Origin of the sequence: Roseibium marinum (genome assembly GCF_002906165.1) — a bacterium.
Classification (GTDB): Bacteria; Pseudomonadota; Alphaproteobacteria; order Rhizobiales; family Stappiaceae; genus Roseibium; species Roseibium marinum.
In genome coordinates, this window is the sequence record NZ_PPCN01000008.1 from 200,841 (window position 1) to 224,206 (window position 23,366).

The 23,366-nt window shown below is 60.5% G+C and carries 26 protein-coding genes; 19 read left to right on the top strand and 7 right to left on the bottom strand.

Translation table 11 applies throughout. From position 1 onward, the window contains the following. Positions 1-275 precede the first annotated feature (275 nt). The 4 genes from CLV41_RS18020 (at position 276) to CLV41_RS18035 (ending at position 5,183) form a co-directional block, all read left to right on the top strand. The gene (locus CLV41_RS18020; protein WP_103223815.1) at positions 276-1,289 is read left to right on the top strand and encodes a calcium/sodium antiporter; all 1,014 of its coding nucleotides are present in this window, start codon (positions 276-278) and stop codon (positions 1,287-1,289) included. A gap of 59 nt (positions 1,290-1,348) precedes the next feature. Next, positions 1,349-3,322: an excinuclease ABC subunit UvrC gene (gene uvrC / locus CLV41_RS18025; protein WP_103223816.1), complete on the top strand. Its 1,974-nt coding sequence runs from the start codon at positions 1,349-1,351 to the stop codon at positions 3,320-3,322. A 112-nt stretch (positions 3,323-3,434) separates the two neighbouring features. Beyond that, positions 3,435-4,511: an endonuclease/exonuclease/phosphatase family protein gene (locus CLV41_RS18030; protein ID WP_208987582.1), complete on the top strand. Its 1,077-nt coding sequence runs from the start codon at positions 3,435-3,437 to the stop codon at positions 4,509-4,511. Between the two features lie 93 nt (positions 4,512-4,604). After that, a complete protein-coding gene (locus CLV41_RS18035; RefSeq protein WP_103223817.1) occupies positions 4,605-5,183 on the top strand; it encodes a thymidine kinase in 579 nt (192 codons plus the stop codon). Between the two features lie 63 nt (positions 5,184-5,246). On the opposite strand, the gene hisC is transcribed toward CLV41_RS18035, so the two are convergent. Beyond that, a complete protein-coding gene (gene hisC, locus CLV41_RS18040) occupies positions 5,247-6,308 on the bottom strand; it encodes a histidinol-phosphate transaminase (protein ID WP_103223818.1) in 1,062 nt (353 codons plus the stop codon). 311 nt (positions 6,309-6,619) lie between these two features. Here hisC and mscL point away from each other — a divergent pair, with 311 nt between their 5' ends. The 6 genes from mscL (at position 6,620) to CLV41_RS18070 (ending at position 10,544) form a co-directional block, all read left to right on the top strand. Then, positions 6,620-7,066 (top strand): large conductance mechanosensitive channel protein MscL, encoded by a 447-nt coding sequence (mscL, locus tag CLV41_RS18045; protein WP_103223819.1) that lies wholly within the window; start codon positions 6,620-6,622, stop codon positions 7,064-7,066. Between the two features lie 201 nt (positions 7,067-7,267). Continuing rightward, entirely contained in the window at positions 7,268-7,570 is a 303-nt protein-coding gene (locus tag CLV41_RS18050; protein ID WP_208987583.1) for an HlyU family transcriptional regulator, read from the top strand. 115 nt (positions 7,571-7,685) lie between these two features. Further along, the gene (gene pgsA / locus CLV41_RS18055; protein ID WP_103223820.1) at positions 7,686-8,258 is read left to right on the top strand and encodes a CDP-diacylglycerol--glycerol-3-phosphate 3-phosphatidyltransferase; all 573 of its coding nucleotides are present in this window, start codon (positions 7,686-7,688) and stop codon (positions 8,256-8,258) included. 160 nt (positions 8,259-8,418) lie between these two features. Then, positions 8,419-8,670, top strand: a complete 252-nt coding sequence (gene moaD, locus CLV41_RS18060) for a molybdopterin converting factor subunit 1 (RefSeq protein WP_103223821.1) — start codon at positions 8,419-8,421, stop codon at positions 8,668-8,670. Between the two features lie 3 nt (positions 8,671-8,673). Beyond that, positions 8,674-9,141: a molybdenum cofactor biosynthesis protein MoaE gene (locus tag CLV41_RS18065; RefSeq protein WP_103223822.1), complete on the top strand. Its 468-nt coding sequence runs from the start codon at positions 8,674-8,676 to the stop codon at positions 9,139-9,141. A 98-nt stretch (positions 9,142-9,239) separates the two neighbouring features. Then, the gene (locus tag CLV41_RS18070; RefSeq protein ID WP_328590044.1) at positions 9,240-10,544 is read left to right on the top strand and encodes a multidrug effflux MFS transporter; all 1,305 of its coding nucleotides are present in this window, start codon (positions 9,240-9,242) and stop codon (positions 10,542-10,544) included. A gap of 73 nt (positions 10,545-10,617) precedes the next feature. Here CLV41_RS18070 and CLV41_RS18075 read toward each other — a convergent pair whose 3' ends face one another. Beyond that, entirely contained in the window at positions 10,618-11,520 is a 903-nt protein-coding gene (locus tag CLV41_RS18075; protein ID WP_103223823.1) for a branched-chain amino acid aminotransferase, read from the bottom strand. 243 nt (positions 11,521-11,763) lie between these two features. On the opposite strand from CLV41_RS18075, the gene CLV41_RS18080 reads away from it, so the two are divergent. From CLV41_RS18080 to CLV41_RS18090, 3 genes are all read left to right on the top strand, one after another. Beyond that, the gene (locus tag CLV41_RS18080) at positions 11,764-12,324 is read left to right on the top strand and encodes a MarR family winged helix-turn-helix transcriptional regulator (RefSeq protein WP_103223824.1); all 561 of its coding nucleotides are present in this window, start codon (positions 11,764-11,766) and stop codon (positions 12,322-12,324) included. Positions 12,325-12,395: 71 nt separating this feature from the next. Beyond that, on the top strand, positions 12,396-13,094 hold the full coding sequence (locus CLV41_RS18085; protein WP_103223825.1) for a response regulator: 699 nt from the start codon (positions 12,396-12,398) through the stop codon (positions 13,092-13,094). A 46-nt stretch (positions 13,095-13,140) separates the two neighbouring features. Then, on the top strand, positions 13,141-14,520 hold the full coding sequence (locus CLV41_RS18090; protein WP_170107252.1) for an ATP-binding protein: 1,380 nt from the start codon (positions 13,141-13,143) through the stop codon (positions 14,518-14,520). Positions 14,521-14,535: 15 nt separating this feature from the next. On the opposite strand, the gene CLV41_RS18095 is transcribed toward CLV41_RS18090, so the two are convergent. Both CLV41_RS18095 and CLV41_RS18100 read right to left on the bottom strand, forming a co-directional pair. Next, on the bottom strand, positions 14,536-14,877 hold the full coding sequence (locus CLV41_RS18095; protein WP_103223918.1) for a tRNA-binding protein: 342 nt from the start codon (positions 14,875-14,877) through the stop codon (positions 14,536-14,538). A 98-nt stretch (positions 14,878-14,975) separates the two neighbouring features. Then, the gene (locus CLV41_RS18100; RefSeq protein ID WP_103223827.1) at positions 14,976-15,674 is read right to left on the bottom strand and encodes a TetR/AcrR family transcriptional regulator; all 699 of its coding nucleotides are present in this window, start codon (positions 15,672-15,674) and stop codon (positions 14,976-14,978) included. Positions 15,675-15,955: 281 nt separating this feature from the next. Here CLV41_RS18100 and CLV41_RS18105 point away from each other — a divergent pair, with 281 nt between their 5' ends. Further along, positions 15,956-16,429, top strand: coding sequence for a YciE/YciF ferroxidase family protein (locus tag CLV41_RS18105; RefSeq protein WP_103223828.1), 474 nt, complete (start codon positions 15,956-15,958; stop codon positions 16,427-16,429). Positions 16,430-16,544: 115 nt separating this feature from the next. Here CLV41_RS18105 and proC read toward each other — a convergent pair whose 3' ends face one another. From proC to CLV41_RS18120, 3 genes are all read right to left on the bottom strand, one after another. Then, positions 16,545-17,363, bottom strand: a complete 819-nt coding sequence (gene proC / locus CLV41_RS18110; protein ID WP_103223829.1) for a pyrroline-5-carboxylate reductase — start codon at positions 17,361-17,363, stop codon at positions 16,545-16,547. Next, entirely contained in the window at positions 17,360-17,860 is a 501-nt protein-coding gene (locus CLV41_RS18115; protein WP_103223830.1) for a type III secretion system chaperone family protein, read from the bottom strand. The genes proC and CLV41_RS18115 overlap by 4 nt, the downstream gene beginning before the upstream one ends. A gap of 342 nt (positions 17,861-18,202) precedes the next feature. Then, the gene (locus tag CLV41_RS18120) at positions 18,203-18,469 is read right to left on the bottom strand and encodes an accessory factor UbiK family protein (protein ID WP_103223919.1); all 267 of its coding nucleotides are present in this window, start codon (positions 18,467-18,469) and stop codon (positions 18,203-18,205) included. A 168-nt stretch (positions 18,470-18,637) separates the two neighbouring features. On the opposite strand from CLV41_RS18120, the gene lgt reads away from it, so the two are divergent. The 5 genes from lgt (at position 18,638) to CLV41_RS18145 (ending at position 23,238) form a co-directional block, all read left to right on the top strand. Continuing rightward, positions 18,638-19,471 (top strand): prolipoprotein diacylglyceryl transferase, encoded by an 834-nt coding sequence (gene lgt / locus CLV41_RS18125; protein WP_208987585.1) that lies wholly within the window; start codon positions 18,638-18,640, stop codon positions 19,469-19,471. 4 nt (positions 19,472-19,475) lie between these two features. Continuing rightward, positions 19,476-20,570 carry a class I SAM-dependent methyltransferase gene (locus CLV41_RS18130; protein WP_103223831.1) on the top strand — a complete coding sequence of 365 codons (1,095 nt, stop codon included), beginning with the start codon at positions 19,476-19,478 and terminating at the stop codon, positions 20,568-20,570. A 120-nt stretch (positions 20,571-20,690) separates the two neighbouring features. After that, on the top strand, positions 20,691-21,455 hold the full coding sequence (pgeF, locus tag CLV41_RS18135; RefSeq protein ID WP_103223832.1) for a peptidoglycan editing factor PgeF: 765 nt from the start codon (positions 20,691-20,693) through the stop codon (positions 21,453-21,455). 10 nt (positions 21,456-21,465) lie between these two features. Continuing rightward, positions 21,466-22,623 (top strand): M24 family metallopeptidase, encoded by a 1,158-nt coding sequence (locus CLV41_RS18140; protein WP_103223833.1) that lies wholly within the window; start codon positions 21,466-21,468, stop codon positions 22,621-22,623. 93 nt (positions 22,624-22,716) lie between these two features. Then, positions 22,717-23,238, top strand: coding sequence for a hypothetical protein (locus CLV41_RS18145; RefSeq protein ID WP_103223834.1), 522 nt, complete (start codon positions 22,717-22,719; stop codon positions 23,236-23,238). The last annotated feature ends 128 nt before the right edge of the window (positions 23,239-23,366 follow it).

Sequence of the window (23,366 nt, forward strand, 5' to 3'; positions counted from 1 at the left end):
CTCCCCACTGTGCAGATATGGAGAGCCTTTGTGGCGGATCAGGATTGAGATTTAGGAGTTTTGATGACGAATGACGGCAACATTCAGACACGATGAAAGATCGCTTAAGGCGATTGCATTTCGCGATCCAGATCGGAAGAAATTGCCACACCGCCCGGTGTAAAGATCCTTGCCACCGGCTTTCCCCATACCAATCTATTGCGTATAAGGCGCCCAGGCAGTTCGGCGCCCCCTCCCGCAGCCGCCTCACACCGAACCCGGACCGGAATTCATAAATGCTCTTTGACTATGTAAGCCTCGCAGGCGGATTGGTTGTTTTGATTATCGCCGGTGATGTCTTGGTCAGGGGGTCTGTCGGTATCGCGCAGCGGCTGGGTATCCCGAACCTGGTCATCGGCCTGACCATCGTTGCCTTCGGCACCTCCGCTCCGGAACTGGTGATTTCCCTTAAGGCGGCTCTGGAAGGCGCCGGCGGTATCGCGATCGGCAATGTCGTCGGCTCCAATATTGCCAATGTCCTTCTCGTGCTCGGCCTGCCCGCCATGATCGCGGCGACGCCTTGCGGCGAAACCGGAGCGACCCGCAATGCGATATTCATGGTCGCGGTGACAATGGTGTTTATCGCCCTGTGTTTCTTCACGCCCATTGGACTGCCGGCGGGTCTCGTGCTGCTGGCGCTGCTCGTCTTCTTTCTGGCAGCCTCCACCATGACCGCCCGCAACCACCGCAAGGAACAAAAGGCCATTGCGGCCGCGGCGGCGGGCGCCGCTGTGGCGGATGCGGACCCGGATACCTCCGACGTTCTCGATGATGTCGAGGACGTGCCGGACTCGCTCTGGATCGCACTGGTCTATATTCTCCTCGGCCTTGTCGGCCTGCCGCTTGGCGCGCATTTCACCATCTCGGGAGCAACCTCGATCGCGGCCGCCTGGGGTGTGAGCGAAGCCGTGATAGGCCTCACGGTCATTGCGATCGGCACCTCGCTGCCGGAACTTGCGACAACCGTCATGGCCGCCATCCGCCAGCACGGCGCGGTGGCGATCGGCAACGTCATCGGCTCCAATATCTTCAACCTGCTGGCGATCATCGGCATCACGGCGGTCGTCGTCCCCATCGACGTGCCGCCCGAAGTGCTGAACCTGGACGTCTGGGTGATGCTTGCCTGCGCATTGCTGCTGACCGCCCTTGCCGGTTACCGCATCTGCCTCAACAAGGTCTCGGGTCTGGTGATGACGATAGCCTACTGCGTTTACATTGCGTCCGTTTATGTACTCGGACATGTCAACTGACCCGGTTTCGTTCGCGACCGCCTCTTTCCCAAACGGCTTTCCACGCTTAAATGTCAGGCATGCAGGAAACGCCCGATTCTCAAAACCCGGCCGAAAGCCCGGCTGCCGAAGACGCCGCCCCCGCAAAAAAGGGTGTCGAGGTGATCGCCGACGAGGTGAAACGCCTGCCCAATGGCCCCGGTGTTTACCGGATGCTGGATGACAAGGGCGAAGTCCTTTACGTCGGCAAGGCGCGCAGCCTGAAAAAACGGGTCATCAGCTATACCCGGCTGCAGGGCCAGTCGAACCGGATCATGCGCATGATCATGGCGACGGCGGCGATGGAATTCGTCGTCACAAGGACGGAACCGGAAGCCCTGCTCCTGGAAGCCAACCTGATCAAGCGCCTGCGCCCGCGCTTCAACGTTCTGCTGCGGGACGACAAGTCCTTTCCCTATATCCTGGTGACCGGCGACCACGAGTCTCCCGCGATCGTCAAACACAGGGGCGCCCGCAAGCGCAAGGGAGAGTATTTCGGTCCGTTCGCTTCCGCCGGAGCGGTCGACCGGACGATCAATGCCCTGCAGAAGGCCTTTCTGATCCGTACCTGCTCGGACAGCTACTACGAAAACCGCACCCGTCCCTGCCTGCAGTACCAGATCAAGCGCTGCGCGGCTCCCTGCACGAGGGAAATCGATCCGGAAGACTATGCGGGCCTGGTCTCGGAGGCGAAGGCCTTCCTCTCCGGCCGCAGCCAGTTGATCAAGACCCAGCTCGCCCGCCAGATGGAAACCGCCTCCGCCGAACTGGAATTCGAACGCGCCGCGATATACCGCGACCGCCTCTCGGCTCTTTCGCACGTTCAGGCCCATCAGGGCATCAATCCGCAGACGGTGGAAGAAGCGGACGTCTTCGCCATCCATCAGGACGGCGGACAGACCTGCGTTCAGGTGTTCTTCTTCCGCACCGGTCAGAACTGGGGCAACCGGGCCTATTTTCCCAAAGCCGACAAATCCTTCGAGGAAGCGGACATTCTGGAGAGCTTTCTCGCCCAGTTTTATGACGACAAGCCCGCCCCGAAACAGATCCTCCTGTCCCATGAGCTTGCCGAACAGGAGCTGCTGGCCGAAGCCCTGAGCGAACGTTCCGGCAGGAAAATCGAGGTCGCGAAACCCAAAAGGGGTGAGAAAAAGGAGCTTGTCGATCACGCCCTGACCAATGCGCGCGAGGCTCTCGGCCGGCGCCTTGCCGAAACCTCCAGCCAGGCGCGGCTCCTCAAGGGCGTTGCGGAAGCCTTCGATCTTGAAGCCGTTCCGCGCCGCATCGAGGTCTACGACAATTCCCATATCATGGGAACCAACGCGGTCGGCGGCATGATCGTTGCGGGAACGGAAGGCTTCACCAAGGGCCAGTACCGCAAATTCAATATCAAGTCCGAGGATCTCGTTCCCGGCGATGACTACGGCATGATGCGCGAGGTTCTGAGCCGCCGCTTTTCCCGCCTGCTCAAGGAACACGTTCGGGAAAAACCGGCCGTTGCCGAAGATGCCGCTGTCGCGGAAGATCCGGACAACGCTGACTTGGCCCCGGCGGCAACCGACATGCCGGCCTGGCCGGATCTGCTTTTGATCGACGGAGGACAGGGCCAGTTGACCGCCGCGCGGGAGACACTGGAAAGCCTTGGCATCACGGATGTGCCTCTTGTCGGCATCGCCAAGGGACCCGACCGCGATGCGGGCCGGGAAAAATTCTTCATGCCCGGCCGCCAGTCCTTCATGCTTCCCGAGCGCGATCCGGTGCTCTATTTCGTCCAGCGCCTGCGCGACGAGGCCCACCGCTTCGCCATCGGCAGCCACCGCGCCCGCCGCAAGAAGGACATCACCAGGAACCCGCTGGATGAGATCGCCGGCGTCGGCCCGACACGGAAGAAGGCCCTTTTGCGCCATTTCGGCACCGCCAAGGCCGTATCCAAGGCAGGGGTCGACGATCTGGCCGCCGTACCGGGCATTTCCGAAGCCATTGCCAAACTGGTCTACGACCATTTCCATGAGTAGACGTTTCAGCCTTTTCAATTGGCAAAGGACGGCTGAAGTTCAAAAGCGCAAGCCCGCACCAATCGGATACGATCGGCTCATGATGTTCACAAACACTTCAAGGTCGGGTTCATTGATCAGGACACTGCTCTCGCTCATCGGCTGGTGCGGTTGCCTTGGCGCCCTGGCGGTCAGCGCTCTTGGATTATCAAATTTCGCGGCCCCCGATTTCTGGCTTGCCGACAACATGAGCTTCTTCCTCAGGCAGTTCCTCGCGGCCGGTCTGTTGGGTTGCCTGGGGGGGGCGCTCGGATTTTTCGTGCGGCACCGGTTCGCCCTGCTCTACAAAACGGTCTGGTTTCTGGCCGTCCTGGCGCTGATCGGCCTTGCCGGACTGGCCGGCGCCCGCACATTGGCAAATACGGTGGAACCCGCCCCGCTTCAGGCCGGAAGCGTGCCGCTGAAGGTCGTTTCGATCAATCTCGAGCACCTGTTTCTGGGAGACAGGGCTTTGCAGGCATTTCTTGAGAAGGAAATGGCGGACATTGTCGTCCTTCAGGAGACCCTTTGGGGATTGCAGGAACAGCGCTGGCAGCGTCTGGGTCTGTCCGTCGGCAGCGCGGGAGAACACGGCTTTCCGCCATACCTCAAGGTCGGAGAACTGGGCGGCCTTGCCATCTACTCCCGCTTTCCGGTCCTGGACGAAACCACAACCGTCATTCAGGGTGAGTTGCCTCCCGGAGCCAATGTCTATTACAACGCGGACCGCGAACTCTTCTCCCTCAAGCTGGAGACCGGGGCCGGCCCCCTTAATCTCGTGGCCATCCATCCGGACAGCCCGCGAACGGAATCCCGATGGCTGAACAAGCGCCATTATTTCGAGGAGGCCGACAAGCTCATCAGCGGCCTGAAGGCCGCCAATGACGGCCCGGTCCTGGCCATCGGCGACTGGAACAGTTCGCCCTGGTCAGCCCGGTTCCAGCAAACCCTGACCACAACCGGCCTGAAGACCGCGTATCCGGACCGCTGGCCGCAGACCACCCGCTTTTTCTTCGACTACCGCCTGCACTGGCTTCTGGGTGCCCCTGTGGACCAGTTCGCGGTTTCCGATGACATGCAGGTGCTCAGCGTATCGATCGGCCCCGATATCGGTTCCGACCATCTCCCCCTAATCGTCGAGCTTGGCCTTGCGAAGCCCGGCGGCAATTGAAAGATTGCCTGTGATTTCAACCTGGGGCTGTTTGAGGCGGTATCCCGGATTGGAAACACTGCGAAAACCTCAACCGATTCTCCCTGCAGACCTATGGCCAAGCTTTATTTCAACTATTCCTCGATGAATGCCGGCAAATCGACGGCACTGTTGCAGGCCGCCTATAACTACAAGGAGCGGGGCATGAACGCGCTTCTGCTCATCGCGGCATTCGACGACCGCGCCGGCAAAGGCAGGATTGCGTCCCGGATCGGGCTGTCCGCCGATGCCGATATATTCTCCTCCGCGGACAATGTCCTGCAACATGTTGCAAAGGCACACGAAACCCGACAGGTGCACGCCGTCCTTGTCGATGAAGCACAGTTCCTGACCGAGGAACAGGTCTGGCAGCTGGCGCGGGTCGCTGATCGGCTCCGCATTCCGGTCATGTGTTTCGGGCTGCGCACCGATTTTCAGGGCAAGCTCTTTCCCGGCAGCGCCGTCCTGCTGGCGCTTGCCGACAATCTGAAGGAAATCAAGTCGATCTGCTGGTGCGGCCGCAAGGCCACCATGACCGCCCGGCTGGGCAGCGACGGCAAGATCATCGAGGAAGGCGATCAGGTGGTCATCGGCGGAAACGAAACCTACGTCTCGCTGTGCCGCAATCACTGGACGCGCCGGGAACTCGGGTAAGCTGTAGCGCCGAACAACGGCGCGGACCGCGCGATGTCCGAAAGTCACATCCCCTGAAAGCTTCTATTCCCGGACGATGCTCCCGGTCGCCTCCAGCAAGGCGGCGCATTCCTCTGTCGTGCCGATGGAAATCCTCAGGTGGTTCCCGATGCGGTCCCTGGCGAAATACCGGACCAGAATGCCGCGCGCGCGAAGGTCCCTGAGCAGCTTTTCGGCGGGAACCTTCTGATGGGATGCGAACAGGAAATTCGCCGCGGACGGCAGAACATCGAAGCCCTGATCCTGCAGTGCTTTCGCTGTCCCGTCCCGGTCCGCCATGACGAGCTGCCGGGTCCTGTCGAACCACTCCCGGTCCTTCCACGCGGCAACGGCTCCGGCGAGCGCGAGGCGGCCGAGCGGATAGGAGTTGAAGCTGTCCTTGACCCGCTGGAGCGCATCGATCAGGTGCGGCTGCGCGACGGCAAATCCGACACGCAGCCCAGCGAGGCTGCGGGATTTGGAGAAGGTCTGCACGACAAGCAGATTTTCAAAGCGCGGCACCAGCGACACCGCGCTCTCAGCCCCGAAATCCACATAGGCCTCATCGACGATCACGACGACATCCGGGTTCTGCCGCGCGATCCGGGCGATGTCCTCAAGCGGCATGGCGATACCGGTCGGCGCGTTCGGATTGGCGATCACCACGCCTCCGCACGGGCGCCGATAGTCCTGCGGATTGCACCGGAAAGCTGCATCGAGCGGAATCTTGTCGGCCTGTATCGAATAGAGCTCGCAGTAGGTTCTGTAAAAACTGTAAGTGATGTCCGGGAAGACAATCGCATCCTTGCCGGTGAAAAAGGCGTTGAACGCATGCGCCAGAACCTCGTCGGAGCCGTTGCCCGCATAAACATGATCCACATCCAGACCCAATGTTGCGGCTATCGCCTTGCGCAGGTCCGTGGCGGCGGGATCCGGATAAAGCCTCAGCCCGTCCCCGGTCGCGACGCGGATGGCCTCCAGGGCATGCGGAGACGGGCCATAAGGGTTTTCGTTGGTGTTGAGCTTGATGACGTTTCGCTGCCCGGGTTGCTCCCCGGGCGTGTATGGCACCAGCTTTTCGACGATCGGACTCCAGAACCTGCTCATACTTGCTGACCTCGCGGGAGGGAATGCAACTTGATACCGGCCCGCACCGTTCCGATCACGCGTTTTTTTGTCCGTACCGGGGCAGCATCGTGCCCTGCCGGTGGAAAGCCGGCTTCGAACGGACCGCTCAGCAGACAATGGAGACGCCGGATAGATGACGCCTGAGCTTTACCAAACCATTGGAAAAACAAGCAATCTTTTTACCGCCCCGGAATGTGTTAGATTTCCGCACGGTGTTTCACGCAAGCAAGCGCCTGTCACTCACATGTCACTTGAGTGTCCGGGTATACAGGGAAGATTGGGGTCACCACATGATCAAGGAATTTCGCGACTTTATCGCCAAGGGCAACGTTATGGACCTTGCCGTCGGCATCATCATCGGTGCGGCCTTCACGGCAATCGTATCGAGTCTCGTTGACGATCTCATCAATCCGATCATCGGGCTCGTGCTCGGCGGGATCGATTTCACATCGATGTATGTTGTTCTGTCCGGGGACGTGCCTGCCGGGGCCGGTCTGGCGGCCGCTCGCGAAAGCGGCGCCGCTGTTTTCGCCTACGGGGCGTTTCTCACCTCATGCATCAATTTCCTGATCATCGCCTTCGTCGTTTTCATGCTCGTGAAGGCGGTCAACAATATCAAGTCGGCGGCGGAAAAGCCGGACGATGTGGCGCCTGAAGTCGAAACCGGCCCGTCGGAACTGGATGTCCTGATTGACATCCGCAACCAGCTTCGCGGTGGCGCAGGTCCCGCCCAGTGACGTCGGCCCAGTAACGTCCGCCCAGTAACATCCGGCTGCCAACCGGCTCAATGGCCTTGAGGCCGCCGGAAGACGCATGGGTCCGGCGCGGCAACAAAACCGCGCCGGACCGCTGCTCTCGAACACATTCCCGCTCCACCTTTGCAACTCTTGCCTTGAAGGTCCGCGCTCGCCCTCGTAAAAGGGGCAAACGGATCAGCAATGGGTGACATAATGCTCGGCAAGATGTTCAAATCCCTCTTCGGCTCGTCAGGCGAGGGCCAAAAAACCGCCTCGAAGAGCACAACGGTCGTCTATGACGGGTTCCAGATCATTGCGGAACCGCAGCTTTCGAACAATCAATGGCAGGTTGCCGGACGGATCGAAAAGCAGATCGGTGATACCCTGAAGACCCACACCTTCATCCGCGCCGATACCCTGCCGGACGAGCAGGGCGCGACGAACGAGATGATCCGCAAGGCAAAAATGATGATTGACCAGCTGGGCGATGGCATATTCGATTGATCTCGCACACTTGGATGCGCGCGGAACACCGCCGCGTGGAAGTCTTTACGGGCAATGTTCCGCAGCCCCGGACAAAAGCGGCTCCGGCACTCCTGCCTGAAATCCGAAAGCCGACATGAAACGCAATATTGTACTCAGCCTGCCCAATCTTCTGACCTATGGGCGCATACTGGCGGTTCCGGCGGTTACAGCCTGTTTTTATTTCGAAGGCAACACACCGCGGTGGATTGCCCTCGGCATATTCATTCTGGCCGCCGTCACCGACTTTTTCGATGGTTACCTGGCGCGTGCCTGGCAGCAGCAATCGGCGCTGGGACGCATGCTGGACCCGATCGCCGACAAGCTGCTGGTCTCCGTCTGCCTGCTTGTGCTGGCTGGAGACGGCACGATTGGCGGCTGGTCGATGATCGCCGCGATCATCATCCTGTGCCGCGAAATTCTGGTCTCGGGACTGAGGGAGTTTCTCGCCGAACTCCAGGTCAGCGTGCCGGTCACCAAACTGGCGAAATGGAAGACGACGGTCCAACTGGTCGCGGTCGCTTTCCTGTTGGCGGGCCCCGCGGGCGACACGGTTCTGCCGGGAACCACCTTGACCGGTCTGATCGCCCTCTGGCTTGCCGCCACACTCACCCTATATACAGGATATGATTATTTCCGCGCCGGTATCGGCCACCTCATCAAGGAGTAGGGAGCCGGTCGGCGGGAGCGGAAACAGCCCGGTTTGACCCGCTTGACCGGCCCTTTCAGGGGCCGGGCCGCCGGACTTCCCCTATCGGATAAGTCAAGTTAAGCTCGCCCAGCACCGGTTTGCGCACTTCGGCGTTGGCCCGCACACTATCGAGGCTCTCATGAACATTCGCTATTTCGCCTGGGTCCGTGAACGGGTCGGCATCGAGGAAGAAACGATTGAGGTTCCAGGAGGTGTGAAAACCGTCGCCGATCTGATCTCGCATCTGAAAACCCTGGACGACAACCACGCGGCCGCCTTCGAGGAGGAAGACGCCATCCGGGTGGCTCTCGACCAGTTGCATGTGGAAACTGACACCGATCTCGGCGATGCCAGAGAGGTCGCCTTCTTTCCACCGATGACGGGCGGTTGAGGCATGCAGGTGAGACCGCTTGTCAGGGTTCAGGCAGAGGATTTCGACGCCGGGGCGGAAACGCGACGCCTCACCTCTGGCCGCACGGATGTCGGCGCGCTGGTAACCTTCACCGGGCTGTGCCGCGACGAGGCGGGAACGCTTGAGGCGCTGGAACTGGAACATTACCCCGGCATGGCCGAAGCCGAGCTGACACGCATCGCCGAGGAGGCTGTCGCCCGCTGGCCCCTCACCGGGCTGAGCGTCATTCACCGCTTCGGAAAAATCGCGCCGGGTGAGAACATCGTGCTGGTCGTCGCCGCCTCGGCGCATCGGCGGGCCGCTTTCGAGGCTGCCGACTTTCTCATGGACTTTCTGAAAACCAGGGCACCTTTCTGGAAAAAGGAGCACCTCGTATCGGGGACCGGCGGCACCTGGGTGGACACCAAGGCAGGCGATGAGAAAGACGCCGCGCGATGGTCACCTTCCTGAACCGCAAACAACCGATTTTCAACGACTGACCGTATAGCCTTTCAAAACCCTCCTTGACGCGCCCCCGCGTCACATTCCTTCGAATTGGTCTCGATTCCGTGAAACACAAAGACGATATATCCAGCAGCCCGCCGGCCCGTTCGGCGGCGAGGCCACCCAAGTCCGGCGGCTACAGCGAAGTCCTGCGCGAGCCCGGCATTCCATTCGCCGAATTCGTGACCATCATCGCCATGATTATGGCACTGAACGCCATGGCGATCGATGTGATGCTTCCCGCCCTGCCGGCCATCGCCAACGCGCTGGACATCGCCGAGGACAATGACCGGCAGCTTATTCTTCTCACCTATCTGATCGGCTTTGGCGGCGGGCAGCTGTTTTTCGGTCCGGTCGCGGACGCCGTTGGCCGGCGGAAGATTCTGATTGGCGGTCTTGCGCTCTACAGCCTGGCGAGCATCGCCTGTATTTTCGCAGTGGACCTGGACCAGTTGCTGTTCGCGCGCGTGACACAGGGCATCGGCTGCGCCGCGGCTCGGGTGACGGCGCTCTCCATCGTCCGCGATTGTTATACCGGCAGGCGCATGGGCAAGGTCATGTCCCTTGTCATGATGGTCTTCATGTCCGTCCCCGTCATCGCACCCTCCATCGGCCAGGCCATCCTGCTTGTGGCCGGCTGGCACTGGATCTTCGCCCTGCTGCTGATTTCCGGCGTTGCGATGCTGGTATGGTCGGGTCTGCGCATGCCTGAAACCCTGGAACCGGAAAACCGGCGGCCACTGGTTTTTTCCACCATCACCAGCGCCTACCTGATGGCGCTGACGACACGCGTCAGCCTGGGATATACCGTCGGCACCGCATTCATCTTTGGCGGCCTGTTCTCCTTCCTGGCCATGTCCCAGCAGATCTTTGTCGACATCTTCGGCCTGGGAACGCTCTTCCCGATCGTTTTTGCCGTAATCGCCATTACCATGGCCTTGGCCTCTTTCATGAACTCCCAGCTTGTGGAGGCCATCGGCATGCGCCGCCTCTCGCACACCGCGGCGGTGGTCTATACCGTGACGGGGATGACGATTTATCTGCTTGCCGCACTCGGCTACGAGAACTTCTGGATCTTCCTGGCGCTGGTGACCGTCATCATGACGACGTTCGGCTTCATCGGCGCGAATTTCAATACCATGGCCATGGAGCCGCTCGGCGCCATCGCAGGGACCGCCTCTTCCGTGATCGGTTTCATCAGCACCCTGGGCGGCGCGCTTCTGGGCTATGTCATGGGACAGCTTTTCGACGGAACGACCCAGCCCCTGGGTCTGGCCTATACGGTCTACGGTCTTTGCGCCATCGGCTGCATCCTTTATGCCGAACGCGGCCGCATGTTCCATTCGACGGAGCGCGGGGAAACCGTCTGAAAATTGAAAGACGGCCAGAACAGAAAAGGCGGGCTCATGCCCGCCTTTTTCCTAAGCTTTTGCCGGCTTCCGATCAGCCGGAGGCGGCTTGCAGCGCCGGAGCTTGCGGCCGTACGGCGGCATCGTAGTCTTCCATGAGCGTCTTGATGATCGCGCCGACTTCATAGCGGTTTCCGGCGATTTCCGAGACCGGCGTAACTTCCGCGGCCGTGCCGGTGACGAAGCACTGCTCGAAATCCGGCAGTTCCTCCGGCATGATCACCCGTTCGACCACGTCTATGCCACGGTCCTTGGCCAGGCCGATGACCGTCTGGCGGGTGATCCCGTTCAGGAAACAATCCGGCGTCGGGGTATGGATCCTGCCTTCCTTGATGAAGAACACGTTGGCGCCGGTCGCTTCCGCCACCCGCCCGCGCCAGTCCAGCATCAGCGCATCCGTATAGCCCTTGGACTCGGCTGCATGTTTGGAGATGGTGCAGATCATGTAAAGACCGGCGGCCTTGGCCTTGTAGGGAGCGGTTTTCGGATCGGGACGGCGGTAGTCCGCCATGTCCAGCCGGATACCCTTCAGCCGTTCCTCCGGCGCGAAATAGCTCGGCCATTCCCAGGCCGCAATGGCCAGGTGAATGGTGTTCTTCTGCGCGGAGATGCCCATCATCTCGCTGCCGCGCCAGGCGACGGGGCGGATATAGGCATCCGTCAGGTTCATCCGCGCCAGGGTCTCTTCCTTGGCCGCGTTGATCTGCTCCGCGGTCCAGGGGATCTCGAAGCCGAGCATGCGGCCGGATTCCAGCAGGCGCCTGGTATGTTCTTCGGACTTGAAGATCCGGCCGCCATAGGCGCGCTCGCCTTCAAACACGCTGCTGCCGTAATGCAGCCCGTGGCTGAGCACATGCAGTTTCGCGTCCGCCCACGGCACGAATATGCCGTCGTACCAGATGTCTCCACTGAGCTGATCAAAAGGCGTTCCAGCCATCTTTCATCTCCCGCCCGCTCTGAGAGCGATTATTGTTTTCCGTTGCAGAGGCAAATGGCGCCAAAGACTTGCGCCCGCTTTACCGCTGTATCTTTTGCACAGCACGCCAACTATGGGTATCCTGATGACCGCAGCGTTCGTGATCGGATTCGTTTATCATCTGGTGCGTAAAAATGCACCAAAAAGACCGATCATTTCGTCCACGGACGCTAACAAGTAACAATCGACCAGAATTAAGTCAATATGGCTGACGTAAATTTCAAAAGTGCACTTCCCCCCCTTTCGAGGGAAAACAAACCCGGGCAGCCGGACAGCGGTGAGGCAGGCGGCGATGACGCCTTGCCCTATGATCTGATTGAACTTTTGTTTTTTGCCTATCGCGATTTCACCGGCGATCCGGACGAAGTTCTGGCCCAATACGAGTTCGGCCGGGCCCATCACAGGGTTCTGCATTTCGTGGAACGGAACCCCGGCATCATGGTGACGGATCTGCTCGGCATACTGGGGATCACCAAACAAAGCCTCGGACGGGTGCTGAAACAGCTGGTGGACGCCGGGATCATCGAGCAGCGGGAGGGCAATCATGACCGCCGCCAGCGCCTTCTCTACACCACTGAAACAGGCCACGCGCTTGCTGTCGACCTCACGCGCTTGCAGCAAAAGCGCCTTGAACGCGCCCTAATTGGTCTGCCTGATGGCAGTGAGGAAACCATCCGCAGGTTCCTCTTGCAGATGATCGATCCCGATGCCCGGCCGGACATCCTCAAGCTTGTCCGCAGTTCCTTCGATCTGAAAGAAAGATAAGGGGCTCAGCGTCCGTTCGTTGAGCCGGCAAACGCGATCCTGACACCACCCAAGGGGACGAGACGACCGAAATGAACGTTCAGGCGCCTGACGACAATGCCAACCACATTCTCCTGGTAGACGACGACAAACGGATCAGGGATCTGCTTTCCAGGCTGCTCAAGGACAACGGCTTCCGTGTGTCCACCGCTGCCAATTCCGCCGAGGCGCGCAAGTGTCTGTCCGGCCTGGAATTCGACCTGATCATCCTGGACGTGATGATGCCGGGAGAAAGCGGACTGGAGCTTGCCGGTTCGCTGCGAAAGGATTCCGAAGTTCCGATCCTGATGCTGACCGCCAGATCGGACGCTCCCGACAGGATAGCCGGCCTGGAAGCCGGCGTGGACGATTATCTCGCCAAACCCTTCGAACCCCGGGAACTGATGTTGCGGATCGCGGCCATCCTGCGGCGCGGAAACCAGCAGCCGGTTGTCGCCCGGCAGGAAATCCGCTTCGGTCCGTTTTCCTACAATGCCGGTCGGGGTGAACTGAAAAACGGCGACCAACCTGTACGCCTGACAGACCGGGAAAAACAGATCCTGTCGATATTTGCCGAACAGCCCGGTGCAACGGTGCCCCGTCACAAGATCGTCGGCGACGACAGCGGTCTCGGTGAGCGCACTGTGGACGTGCAGATCAACCGTCTGCGGCGCAAGATCGAAACCGATCCGGGCAATCCGGTCTATCTGCAGACTGTCCGGGGCATCGGCTACCGGCTGGCCTGCGACTGACCCCATGGCGGAAAAAGAGACCTTCACCTTCCTCCGGCATTTTCACATGGGTGATCACCTGAAGTCCCTTGCCGTTCCCTTGAAGCCGTTTGTCCACGGGTACCGGTTTTTATCCAGGTTGATGTACCGGATCATGCCCAAGGGCCTGTTCACCCGGACCTTTCTGATCATCCTTGCGCCCATCGTGATCCTCCAGTCGGTCCTGGTCTTCGTCTTCATGGAGCGGCACTATCAACTGGTTTCGCGCCGGATGTCGGAGGCGGTCGTCCGGGAGATAGCCGCCGTGGTCTTCGTGCTGGAGAATTATCCGCAGGATGAGGATAACCGCAAGGTCGAGGAGCTTGCCTCACGCGCGCTCGGCATGTCGATGACCGTCATGCCGCTGGAGCCGCTACCGCCTCCCACGCCCAAACCGTTCTTCGATGTCATCGACCAGGAACTGAGCCTTGCGATCAGCCAGCGGATCGGCAAACCCTTCTGGATCGACACGGTCGGCCGCTCCCGCTTTGTGGAAATCCGCATTCAGCTCACCGATTCCATCCTGAAGATTTTCACGCGGCGCAGCCAGACCTACGCCTCCAACTCGCATATCTTCCTGGTCTGGATGTTCTCCACTTCCCTTGTTCTGGTGATTGTCGCCCTGCTCTTTCTGCGCAACCAGATCCGCCCGATCATCCGTCTGGCAAATGCCGCGGAATCCTTTGGCAGGGGTCGTCCGGCCGCGGATTTCAGGGCAAGCGGAGCGCGCGAGGTCCGACGCGCCAGCCTGGCCTTCATCGACATGCGCCGCCGCATCGAACGCCAGATAGAACAACGCACCACGATGCTGGCCGGCGTCAGCCACGATCTGAGGACCATCCTGACGCGCCTGCGTCTGCAGCTCGCCTTTCTGGACGAAACGCCGGAAAGCGATGCCATGCGCAAGGACGTCGACGAGATGAGCCATATGCTGGAGGACTATCTCGCTTTTGCCAGCGGCGACGGCGACGAGGAGGTTCAGACGACCGACATGGCGCTTCTTCTGGAGGAACTGGAGGAGGAAGCCGAAATCTCCGGCCATTCCGTGACGACCCGCATTGAAGGGCCGCTGGACGTCGAAGTGAGACGCATTTCGATGAAACGCTGTCTTGCCAACCTTGTCACCAACGCCTGCAAATACGGCACCCAAGTCGAAATCTCTGCCGGGATCGAGGGCAAGTGGCTTGTCATCACCATTGACGACGACGGCCCCGGCATTCCCGAGGACCAGCGCGACATGGCCTTCCGGGCGTTTCACCGGCTGGACCTGGCCCGCAATCAGGACCAGACCGGCAGCGGCCTCGGCCTTGCGATTGCCCGCGACATCGCCCGCGGCCACGGCGGCGAACTTTACCTGGAAGACAGCCCGCTGGGAGGGTTGAGAACGAGACTGAGGGTGCCGGCGTAGGTCTGTTCTTGTGCCCTAATAAAGCCGCCCGCCGACCGGCACGTCCTTGTCCGGGGTCAGCAGCACCACTTCTCCGTCCGCGTCCGGAACGCCGAGGGTGAGAACCTCGGACATGACGGGACCGATCTGGCGCGGCGGAAAATTGACCACCGCCATCACCAGCTTGCCGACCAGTTCTTCCGGCGTGTAGTGCTTGGTGATCTGCGCGGAGGTCTTCTTGACGCCGAGATCCGGGCCGAAGTCGATCCGCATCTTGTAGGCTGGCTTGCGCGCCTCGGGAAAATCCTCGGCCTCGACAATACGGCCGACGCGCACATCCACTTTCATAAAATCGTCAAAACTGATCTGGTCGCTCACGGAAAACACTCCTTTTGCGAGCGACCATGGCCGGTCAGCGAGGACCGTGCAAGACACAGACAGCAGTGGAGCGGCTTTTTGCGGCAGACCTGTGGCCGTCAGGCACTTGCGGGCGCTTCTCCGTCAACACCCGCATCCTGGTCCGGCTCGCCTTCCCGGCGCTGGCGCCGCTTGCCGCCAGACGACGCCTTTCTCAGAAATGAGCGCAGTCCCTTTGCGAGGCTCTCCACACCGTTCAAACGCTTCATGAAGGAGGAGCCCTTGTCCAGTTCCTTGTCGAGGCGCGCCATCGTGCGGGGCATGCCTTCGTCGGCTTCGTCCAGCCAGACATCGACCACACGGGCGAAGGCGACAGCCAGGGCCTGTCCGACGATGGTCGCCTTCACACCGGAAACATCGATACCGGCGGCGATCAGCATCCATTTCTGCGAACGCACCGCCAGCCTGTTGAAATCCAGGGCAAGCCCCGGATCGTGCCGCGCCGCGTCATGCAGGGCCCGGACGACTTCCTTGTGCGGGGCAAGCGCGTCGATCCGCGTCATCAGGACATCGAACAGCCGATCACGCGGCGGCTGATCGCCCATATCCGCGTCCAGCCCGTCAAGAACCGTGGTGTCGATCTTCTCGGTGAAAGCGGCGACAAGCTGAAGTTTCGAGGCATAAGCGCTGCGCATCTCCGAGAGCTTCACCTTTGCCGTCTCGGCAATCATCGGCAGGGAGACATCCTTGTAAGGATGTTCGCTCAACAGATCCAAAAACGTTTGAAGGATTTTCTGCCTGGTCTTCGCGGTTGCCATGAAGCGGTCTCCAATTTGTCTGCCCCCGCTAAGATAGGAAACCTGACACCCGGAGGAAAGGGCGGCACCGTGCCGCGGCCCCGGCCGTATTACTGCCCGATCATTCTTCGCATGTGGCCGGAACCAGAGCGGAGGCCGCTGCGTTGACCTTTCGAAGGATGCGGCCCGGGCCGGCACCTCGCGGTCCCGCCACAGCCGCGACAGCTCGGCAGGGTCGCAGCCTTTCGAAAATCGACCGTTACAACCGGCCACCAGACAATTATCCCGAGGAGAGAAACCCCATGAAAACTCTTGCCGATGCATTCGAACACACGTTGCAGGACATTTACTACGCCGAGCAGCAACTCACGAAAGCCATGCCGAAACTTCAGGAAGCCGCCAACGGTAAAAAGCTCAAGGACGCTATCGGCGACCATCTTGAAGAGACCAGGACCCAGGTCAAGACCCTCGAACAGGTTTTCAAGTCGATCGGCAAGAAAGCCTCCGGGGAAAAATGCGATGCGATCGAGGGCCTTCTGAAGGAAACCGACAGCATAATCGAGGAAGCCAGCGGCACGGCGAAAAACGCGGCGCTTGTCGCCGCCTGCCAGGCCGTCGAGCACTATGAGATCGCCCGCTACGGCACTCTGCGCGAGTGGGCGAAGGTCCTGGGCCACGACGAAGCGCACGACCTGCTGTCCGGCATCCTCGATCAGGAAAAAGCCGCCAACAGCAAGCTGACGGGTCTGGCGGTTTCCGCCATCAACGAGCAGTAAAAGCTTGGCCAGAGAGCGGATGAAGCACGCTTGAAAATGCGCGCTTCATCGCCTCAATCGCCAGTACCTGAAGCCATGAAGCGGGCGCCGGTGGGCAAGGAAGACGCTGGCGGGATCAGCCCGCCAGTTCCCTCGCCCGCCGGACCGCCGCCGCAACGGCTTCGGTCATGATCGGCTGCAAGCCGTCGCCCCCCATAAGAACCTCCAGCGCCGCCGCCGTCGTTCCGTTGGGACTGGTGACGTTCTTGCGAAGAACCGAAGGGTGCTCGCCGGACCGGTGCATCAGTTCGCCCGCGCCGTAGACCGTGGCAATGGCAAGCTCATCGGCGAGATCGCCGGGAAGCCCGGCCTGCCTGCCGGCCTCGCTCAGGGCCTCGGCGAGATAAAACACATAGGCCGGACCGGATCCGCTGACGCCGGTGACCAGATCGATCTGGTCCTCGCTGTCCAGCCAGACCACTTTCCCGATTGCGCTCAAGAGCCGGGTGACGTCATTTTTGCTCTCTTCGGACACCGCCGCCGTTGGATAAACCGCGGTAACGCCCCGTTTGACCATTGCCGGTGTATTCGGCATGCAGCGGCAGACCGGTACGGTCCCGAACACGGATTCGAATTTTGCGACCGGCGTCCCGGCGGCGATCGACAGGACGAGCGTGTCCGGCGCCACCGCTGATTTCAGGGCGGGCAGGACATCGTCCATCATCTGCGGTTTGACGGCGACAAGCACAATGCCCGCGCTCAGGTCATCCGGTACGGCGGCTACATGCCGGATACCGTACTGTTTCAGGAGCGCGGCCATTGGCCCGGACAGATGCGGATCGCATACCATGAGGGCGGACGTGTCTATTCCGTCCGCCACCCAGCCTGACAGCATCGCCCCCCCCATCTTGCCGGCTCCGACAAGAAGGAAAGGCCTCTCTTTTGAAAAACTCATGCTTCTCCCGCAGTTTCAAACAAGGCCGTGTCCATTGCCTGGGACGCCGAGTGACCGGCCCAGACGACGAACTGGAAGGCTTGATAGAAACGCTCGCAGTTTTCAAGCGCATTCGTCAGCATCGCCTCGATCTGCGCCGAAGAGGCTTCCGCCCCTCCTGCCAGAATGAGCGACTGGCGGAACATGACGACGTTCTCCTTGTGCCAGAGATCGAAATGTCCCATCCAGAGCTGCTCGTTCACAAGCGCCAGCAAACGGACGATTTCCGTCTTGCGGGGTTCCGTGACCTTGAGGTCGAAGGCACAGGCGAGATGCAGCGCCTCCACGTCTTCCATCCACGAAAAGGAAACATGATAGTCGCACCAGCTGCCGCCCAGGGAGATGGTGATCTCGTCATCGTCCGACCGTTCGAAAGTCCAGTCGTTTAGAGCGGCGACGGTTTCTATTGTATCAACGGGATTGCCAGGTCGCTCGAATTCGATCTCGATGAGGCTCATGTGCCTACTCCCTTTCGAGCCGGGGCCGAATACCCGATCAGGAAAACCGGGCGGACCGCCGGGAAATGTCCCATGCCGGAGGAGCAAAACGCGTCCCTTGGTGGTCCTTGGAGCGAACCGGTTCCGTCTTGCTCCGACGAATCCCTGTTACCGATGAGTATAGGAGCAAGAATGATTTAAGGGATACATACCATTTCTGCCCGAAAAGCCGAATCTTGTGGACGACACAGCGTCAATTTTCATCACACTGCTCAAAAGCAAAGCATTTCCGCCAAGTGCATCCGTCGCATATCTGTCACGAATTGTGAACAGAAATCGGTCACATCCGTGTCAGCGACCGCTTCAGGCGCTCTTGCCGCTGGCGGAACCGGTTTTTTCCAGCTTGGCGAGCCGTGATTCGAGCTCTTCAACCTTGTCGAGCGCACGCACAGCCATCTCCTTGACGGCTTCATGTTCTTCCCGCGACACAATATCCATGTCGGAAAGGAACCGCTCGGCCTGTGCCCTGAACGCGGTTTCCACTTCACGGCGCGCCCCTTGGGCGACACCGGCGGCGTCAGTCATCAGCTTGGCGAAATCATCGAGAATACGGTTCGGGCCCTGGGCCATGTGACCCTCCTTGGTCAGGAACAAACTTACACTTGAGAGGTATGTGGGAATGACCTGAACTTCAAGAACCAATTCCGCCCGCGTGCTTGACGGATCGAACAAGATCGCGCATGCGTTGCGCCGGGCTTTGCCCTGCTCTTTCAGGACAAAAACAAAGAAGGTTATGCCGTGCCGCCCTTACTCGTCCTGCCGTTCCCCGCCATCGACCCGGTCATTGTTGAATTCGGTCCTTTCGCGCTGCGCTGGTACGCGCTGGCCTATATCGTCGGCATCATTCTGGCCTGGCGCTATATGCGCGCGCTCGTCCTCAACCACCGGCTCTGGGGCAGCATCGGCAGGCCGTCCCTGGTCCAACTCGACGACTTCGTCCTCTGGGGAACGCTCGGGATCATCATCGGCGGCCGTCTCGGATATGTGCTCTTCTACAATCCGGCCTATTATCTCGCCAATCCGATGGAAGCGTTCGCGATCTGGACAGGAGGCATGTCCTTCCACGGAGGCTTCGCCGGCACGGTGGTCGCCATGCTGCTGTTCGCCTGGCGTCGGGACCTGTCCGTCTGGACCATGTTCGATCTTGCCGGCTGCGCGGCGCCGATCGGGCTGTTCTTCGGACGGATCGCCAATTTCATCAATTCGGAATTGTGGGGCCGCCCGTCGGATGTCCCCTGGGCCGTCGTCTTTCCTAATGCCGGTCCGGATCCCCGCCATCCCAGCCAGCTCTACGAAGCCGCGCTGGAGGGCATTGTCCTGTTTCTGGTCTTGCGCCTTCTCAGCCACCGTTTCAAACTTCTGAAAAAACCCGGCTTTCTCGCCGGTGCCTTTGCCTGCGGCTACGGCATAACCCGCTCGATCTCCGAACTTTTCAGGGTTCCCGATGCCCATATCGGTTATCTGGGCGGCTTTTTCACCATGGGTATATTGCTGTCGCTGCCGATGATCCTGGGTGGACTGGCCGCGATGATCTGGGCTTCGTCCCGCAATTCCGCTGCCACAGCCGGGTAAGACCATGCCGGCCCTCTCTCTGAAGGACAGGATCAAGGCGCGGATATCCGCCGAAGGCCCTCTTTCGGTCGCCAGGTATATGTCGATCTGCCTTGGGGATCCCGAAGCGGGCTATTACACGACCCGGGAGCCTTTCGGCGCGAGCGGCGATTTCATCACCGCGCCTGAAGTCAGCCAGATGTTCGGGGAACTGATCGGCGCATCCTGCCTGTCCGCCTATGAGGCCATGGGAGCCCCGGAGCGGTTTCAGCTCGTCGAGCTCGGACCGGGCCGCGGAACCCTGATGGCTGACCTGCTTCGCACGGCGGCGCTGCGCCCGGCGTTCCTTGAAGCGGCCCGCCTGAACCTCGTCGAAACGAGCCCGCGGCTGCGGGAAATTCAGGAAGAGACATTGGCCGGCTCACCGCTCAGACCGGACTTCCATACCAAATTCGCCGATATCCCCGATGGCCCGGTGATCCTGATCGCCAACGAATTCTTCGATGCGCTGCCCATCCATCAGTTCGTGAAAACCGCGAACGGCTGGCGCGAACGCCAGATCGGCCTGTCGGAGGACGGCGGCCTCATCTTCGGCGCAGGCACGGCCAGGCTCCCGGACGAGGCCATCCCGGCCCGGATTGCCGGCTCCGCGGAAGGAACTATCCTCGAAACCCAACCCGCAGCGAACGCCATAGCCGAAGACATCGGCGCGCGCATTGCCGATCACGGCGGGGCAGCGCTTATCATCGATTACGGCTATCTGAAAACCGCCCCCGGCGACACGCTGCAGGCGCTTTACAGGCATGAATTCGACGATGTTCTGGCCCATTCCGGCGAGGCGGACCTGACAGCGCATGTGAATTTCGACGCATTGGCAACCGCGGCTGTCAGAGGCGGCGCAAGGGTGCTCCCGCCGATGACACAGGGGGACTTTCTCCTGCGTTCCGGACTTCTGGAACGCGCAGGCGCGCTCGGTGCGGGAAAGTCCCGTGAAGAGCAGGAAGCGATCCACGACGCGGTCGAGCGCCTGGCGGCTCCCGCTGAAATGGGAGATCTCTTCAAGGTTCTGGCGGTGACAGGCGCCGGAATATCGTTTCTGCCGTTTGACAGCGCGCCCTGATCCCCTCAAGGATCAATCGCGGCAAAAACGAATCCCGTCTGGAGCATCTTAAGAGCGCTCAACTTTTCTGCTTTCGTGTGGGGCCAATCGCAAGCAGGAAGAACCGGTCCGGAGACCCGTATGAGAATTGAGGCAGACGCATTGAAGCTTGAGGGCCTGCGCCACGGCTTTTTCACCCGGCAGGGCGGCGTCTCGGACGGCATTTATGAAAGTCTCAATATCGGCCTCGGATCGGATGATGAGCGCGGCAGGGTTCTGGAGAACCGCAAACGGGTCGCCGATGCGGTCGCCGTCGCCCCGGAGAACCTGCTTTCCCCCTATCAGATCCACTCACCGGACGTGATCACGGTCAGTGGCCCATGGGGGGACGGCGCGGACAGGAAAGCCGATGCGCTCGTCACAAGCACGCCGGGGCTGGCCATCGGGATTTCGACGGCCGATTGCGGTCCGGTGCTCTTCGCGGATCCCCAAGCCCGCGTCGTCGGGGCCGCCCATGCGGGCTGGAAAGGCGCCATATCCGGAATTCTGCGGAACACGGTCACCGCCATGGAAGTCCTCGGCGCCTCAAGAGACAGTATCGTTGCGGTCCTCGGGCCGACGATATCCCGTCAGGCCTATGAAGTCGGTCCGGAATTTCACGAGCGTTTCGTTCAGGACGCCTCTGCCAATACGGAATATTTTCAGCCTTCGGAACGGGACAATCATTTCATGTTCGACCTGCCTGCCTTCATCGGGGACAGTCTCGGGCAACTGGGTCTTGGCCAGGTCGCGGACCTTTGCCTTTGCACTTACGGTGACGAGACCCGTTTTTTCTCCTACCGACGCACCACACACCGCAAGGAACCGGACTATGGCCGCCAGATCAGCGCGATCGTTCTGACATAGGGAGACACCGATGGCACTGCACTTTTCCGAAGCTGAGTTCGAGAGCCGTTTCGAAAAGCTCAAAGCCGCCATGGAGGCGGAAAAACTCGATGCCATGCTGCTTTTCGCGCAGGAGAGCATGTATTGGCTGACCGGCTACGACACCTTCGGCTTCTGCTTTTTCCAGTGTCTCGTCGTCACAAGGGACGGAGAAAAAGTACTCCTCACCCGCTCCGCCGACCAGCGTCAGGCCAGGCATACATCCAACATCGCCGATATCCGTATCTGGATCGACCGGGGTTCGGCCAGCCCGGTCACCCAGCTCAAGGATCTCCTGTTCGACATGGATCTCCTCGGCAGCCGCATCGGCATCGAATATGAGACCCATGGCATGACCGGCAGGATCGGACTGCAGATCAATGCCGAGTTGACCAGTTTCGCCGATATTTCCGACGCCTCCGAATTGATCCCGCAACTGCGCGCCATCAAGAGCGCGGAAGAAATCGTCTATGTGCGCAAGGCCGCCGAACTTGCCGACAAGGCTTATTATGCCGCGCTGGAGGAAATCCGCCCCGGCGCGGACGAGGGCCGCATCCTTGCCGCCATGCAGGGAGCGATTTTCGAAGGCGGTGGAGACTATCCCGCCAATGAATTCATCATCGGCTCCGGCCCCGACGCGCTTTTGTGCCGATACAAGGCCGGGCGGCGGACCCTGTCCGATCAGGACCAGATCACGCTGGAATGGGCGGGCAGCTACCGCCACTACCACGCCGCGCTGATGCGCACTGTCGTCATCGGTGCGCCGACCGACAGGCACCACGAGATGTATACCGCCGCACGCGAAGCGCTTGCCGCCGTTGAAACCCAGCTTGTTCCGGGCCGGAATTTCGGAGATGTTTTCGACGCGCATGCCGAACGCATGGATGCCCATGACATGATGCCCCACAGGCTGAATGCCTGCGGTTATTCGTTGGGCGCCCGCTTCACACCGAGCTGGATGGACATGCCCATGGCCTACAAGGCAAATCCCGCCGAGGTGAAGCCGGACATGGTAATCTTCATGCACATGATCCTGATGGATTCCATTACCGGAACGGCGATGACACTGGGGCAGACCTACCTGACCACCAATGGCGCTCCGGAGCGCTTATCCACCCTGCCTCTCGACCTGCCGGTCAAGTCAGGCTAAACAAACTGCAACTCAGCGGCCCGGCTCCGTTCTTGCATTGCCGGCAGACGGTCCGCACCATGTCGAAATCGATTACCAGAGCCAGGCGCCTACATGCTCACCTTTTCCAGACAGAATTCCTTTTGGACCCTGCGTTCGATCGTCTGCCTTCTGTTGCTGGGCGGCCTGGCCGCCTGTCAGTCGGCACCGCAGCCGCCAGGCCCCATCGCTACGACCGCACCCGCGCCATCGATCTCGGGCCAGATCGACCAGGAAGAAGGCGTAACGTTAGCATTTGAGCCCTTTACCGGAGCTCCGGGCAACGTTTCCGACGAACTGTCCGAATTCATCGGAGCGGAAGCCCGCAAGCAGGGGATCACTCTTGTCCGCCGCGTTGGCGCGGCCGCGACCTATCGCGTCAACGGTTATCTCGCAGCCACCGGCCAACCCTCCAACGGCACCGTCTTCTATGTGTTCGATATCGTTGACGGCTCCGGCCGCCGGGTGAAACGAATCTCCGGCACGGAGGATACGGGCGGCGCTTCCGGCGATCCCTGGCAGGCGGTCGGCTCCGGAACTTTATCGCGCATCGCCAACCGGTCGATGGTGGAAATAAAGGCCTGGCTCAACCGCTAATCTGCCTTTAGCTGGATAATGAACATGCAGCGCCACAAAAATTCAAAAAAAGCGGGTCTCAATGGCGAACGCCTGTTGTGGTCCGGGTGGTTGGTTGTTACAACGCCGCCGCCTGCCAAGGCTTTCCA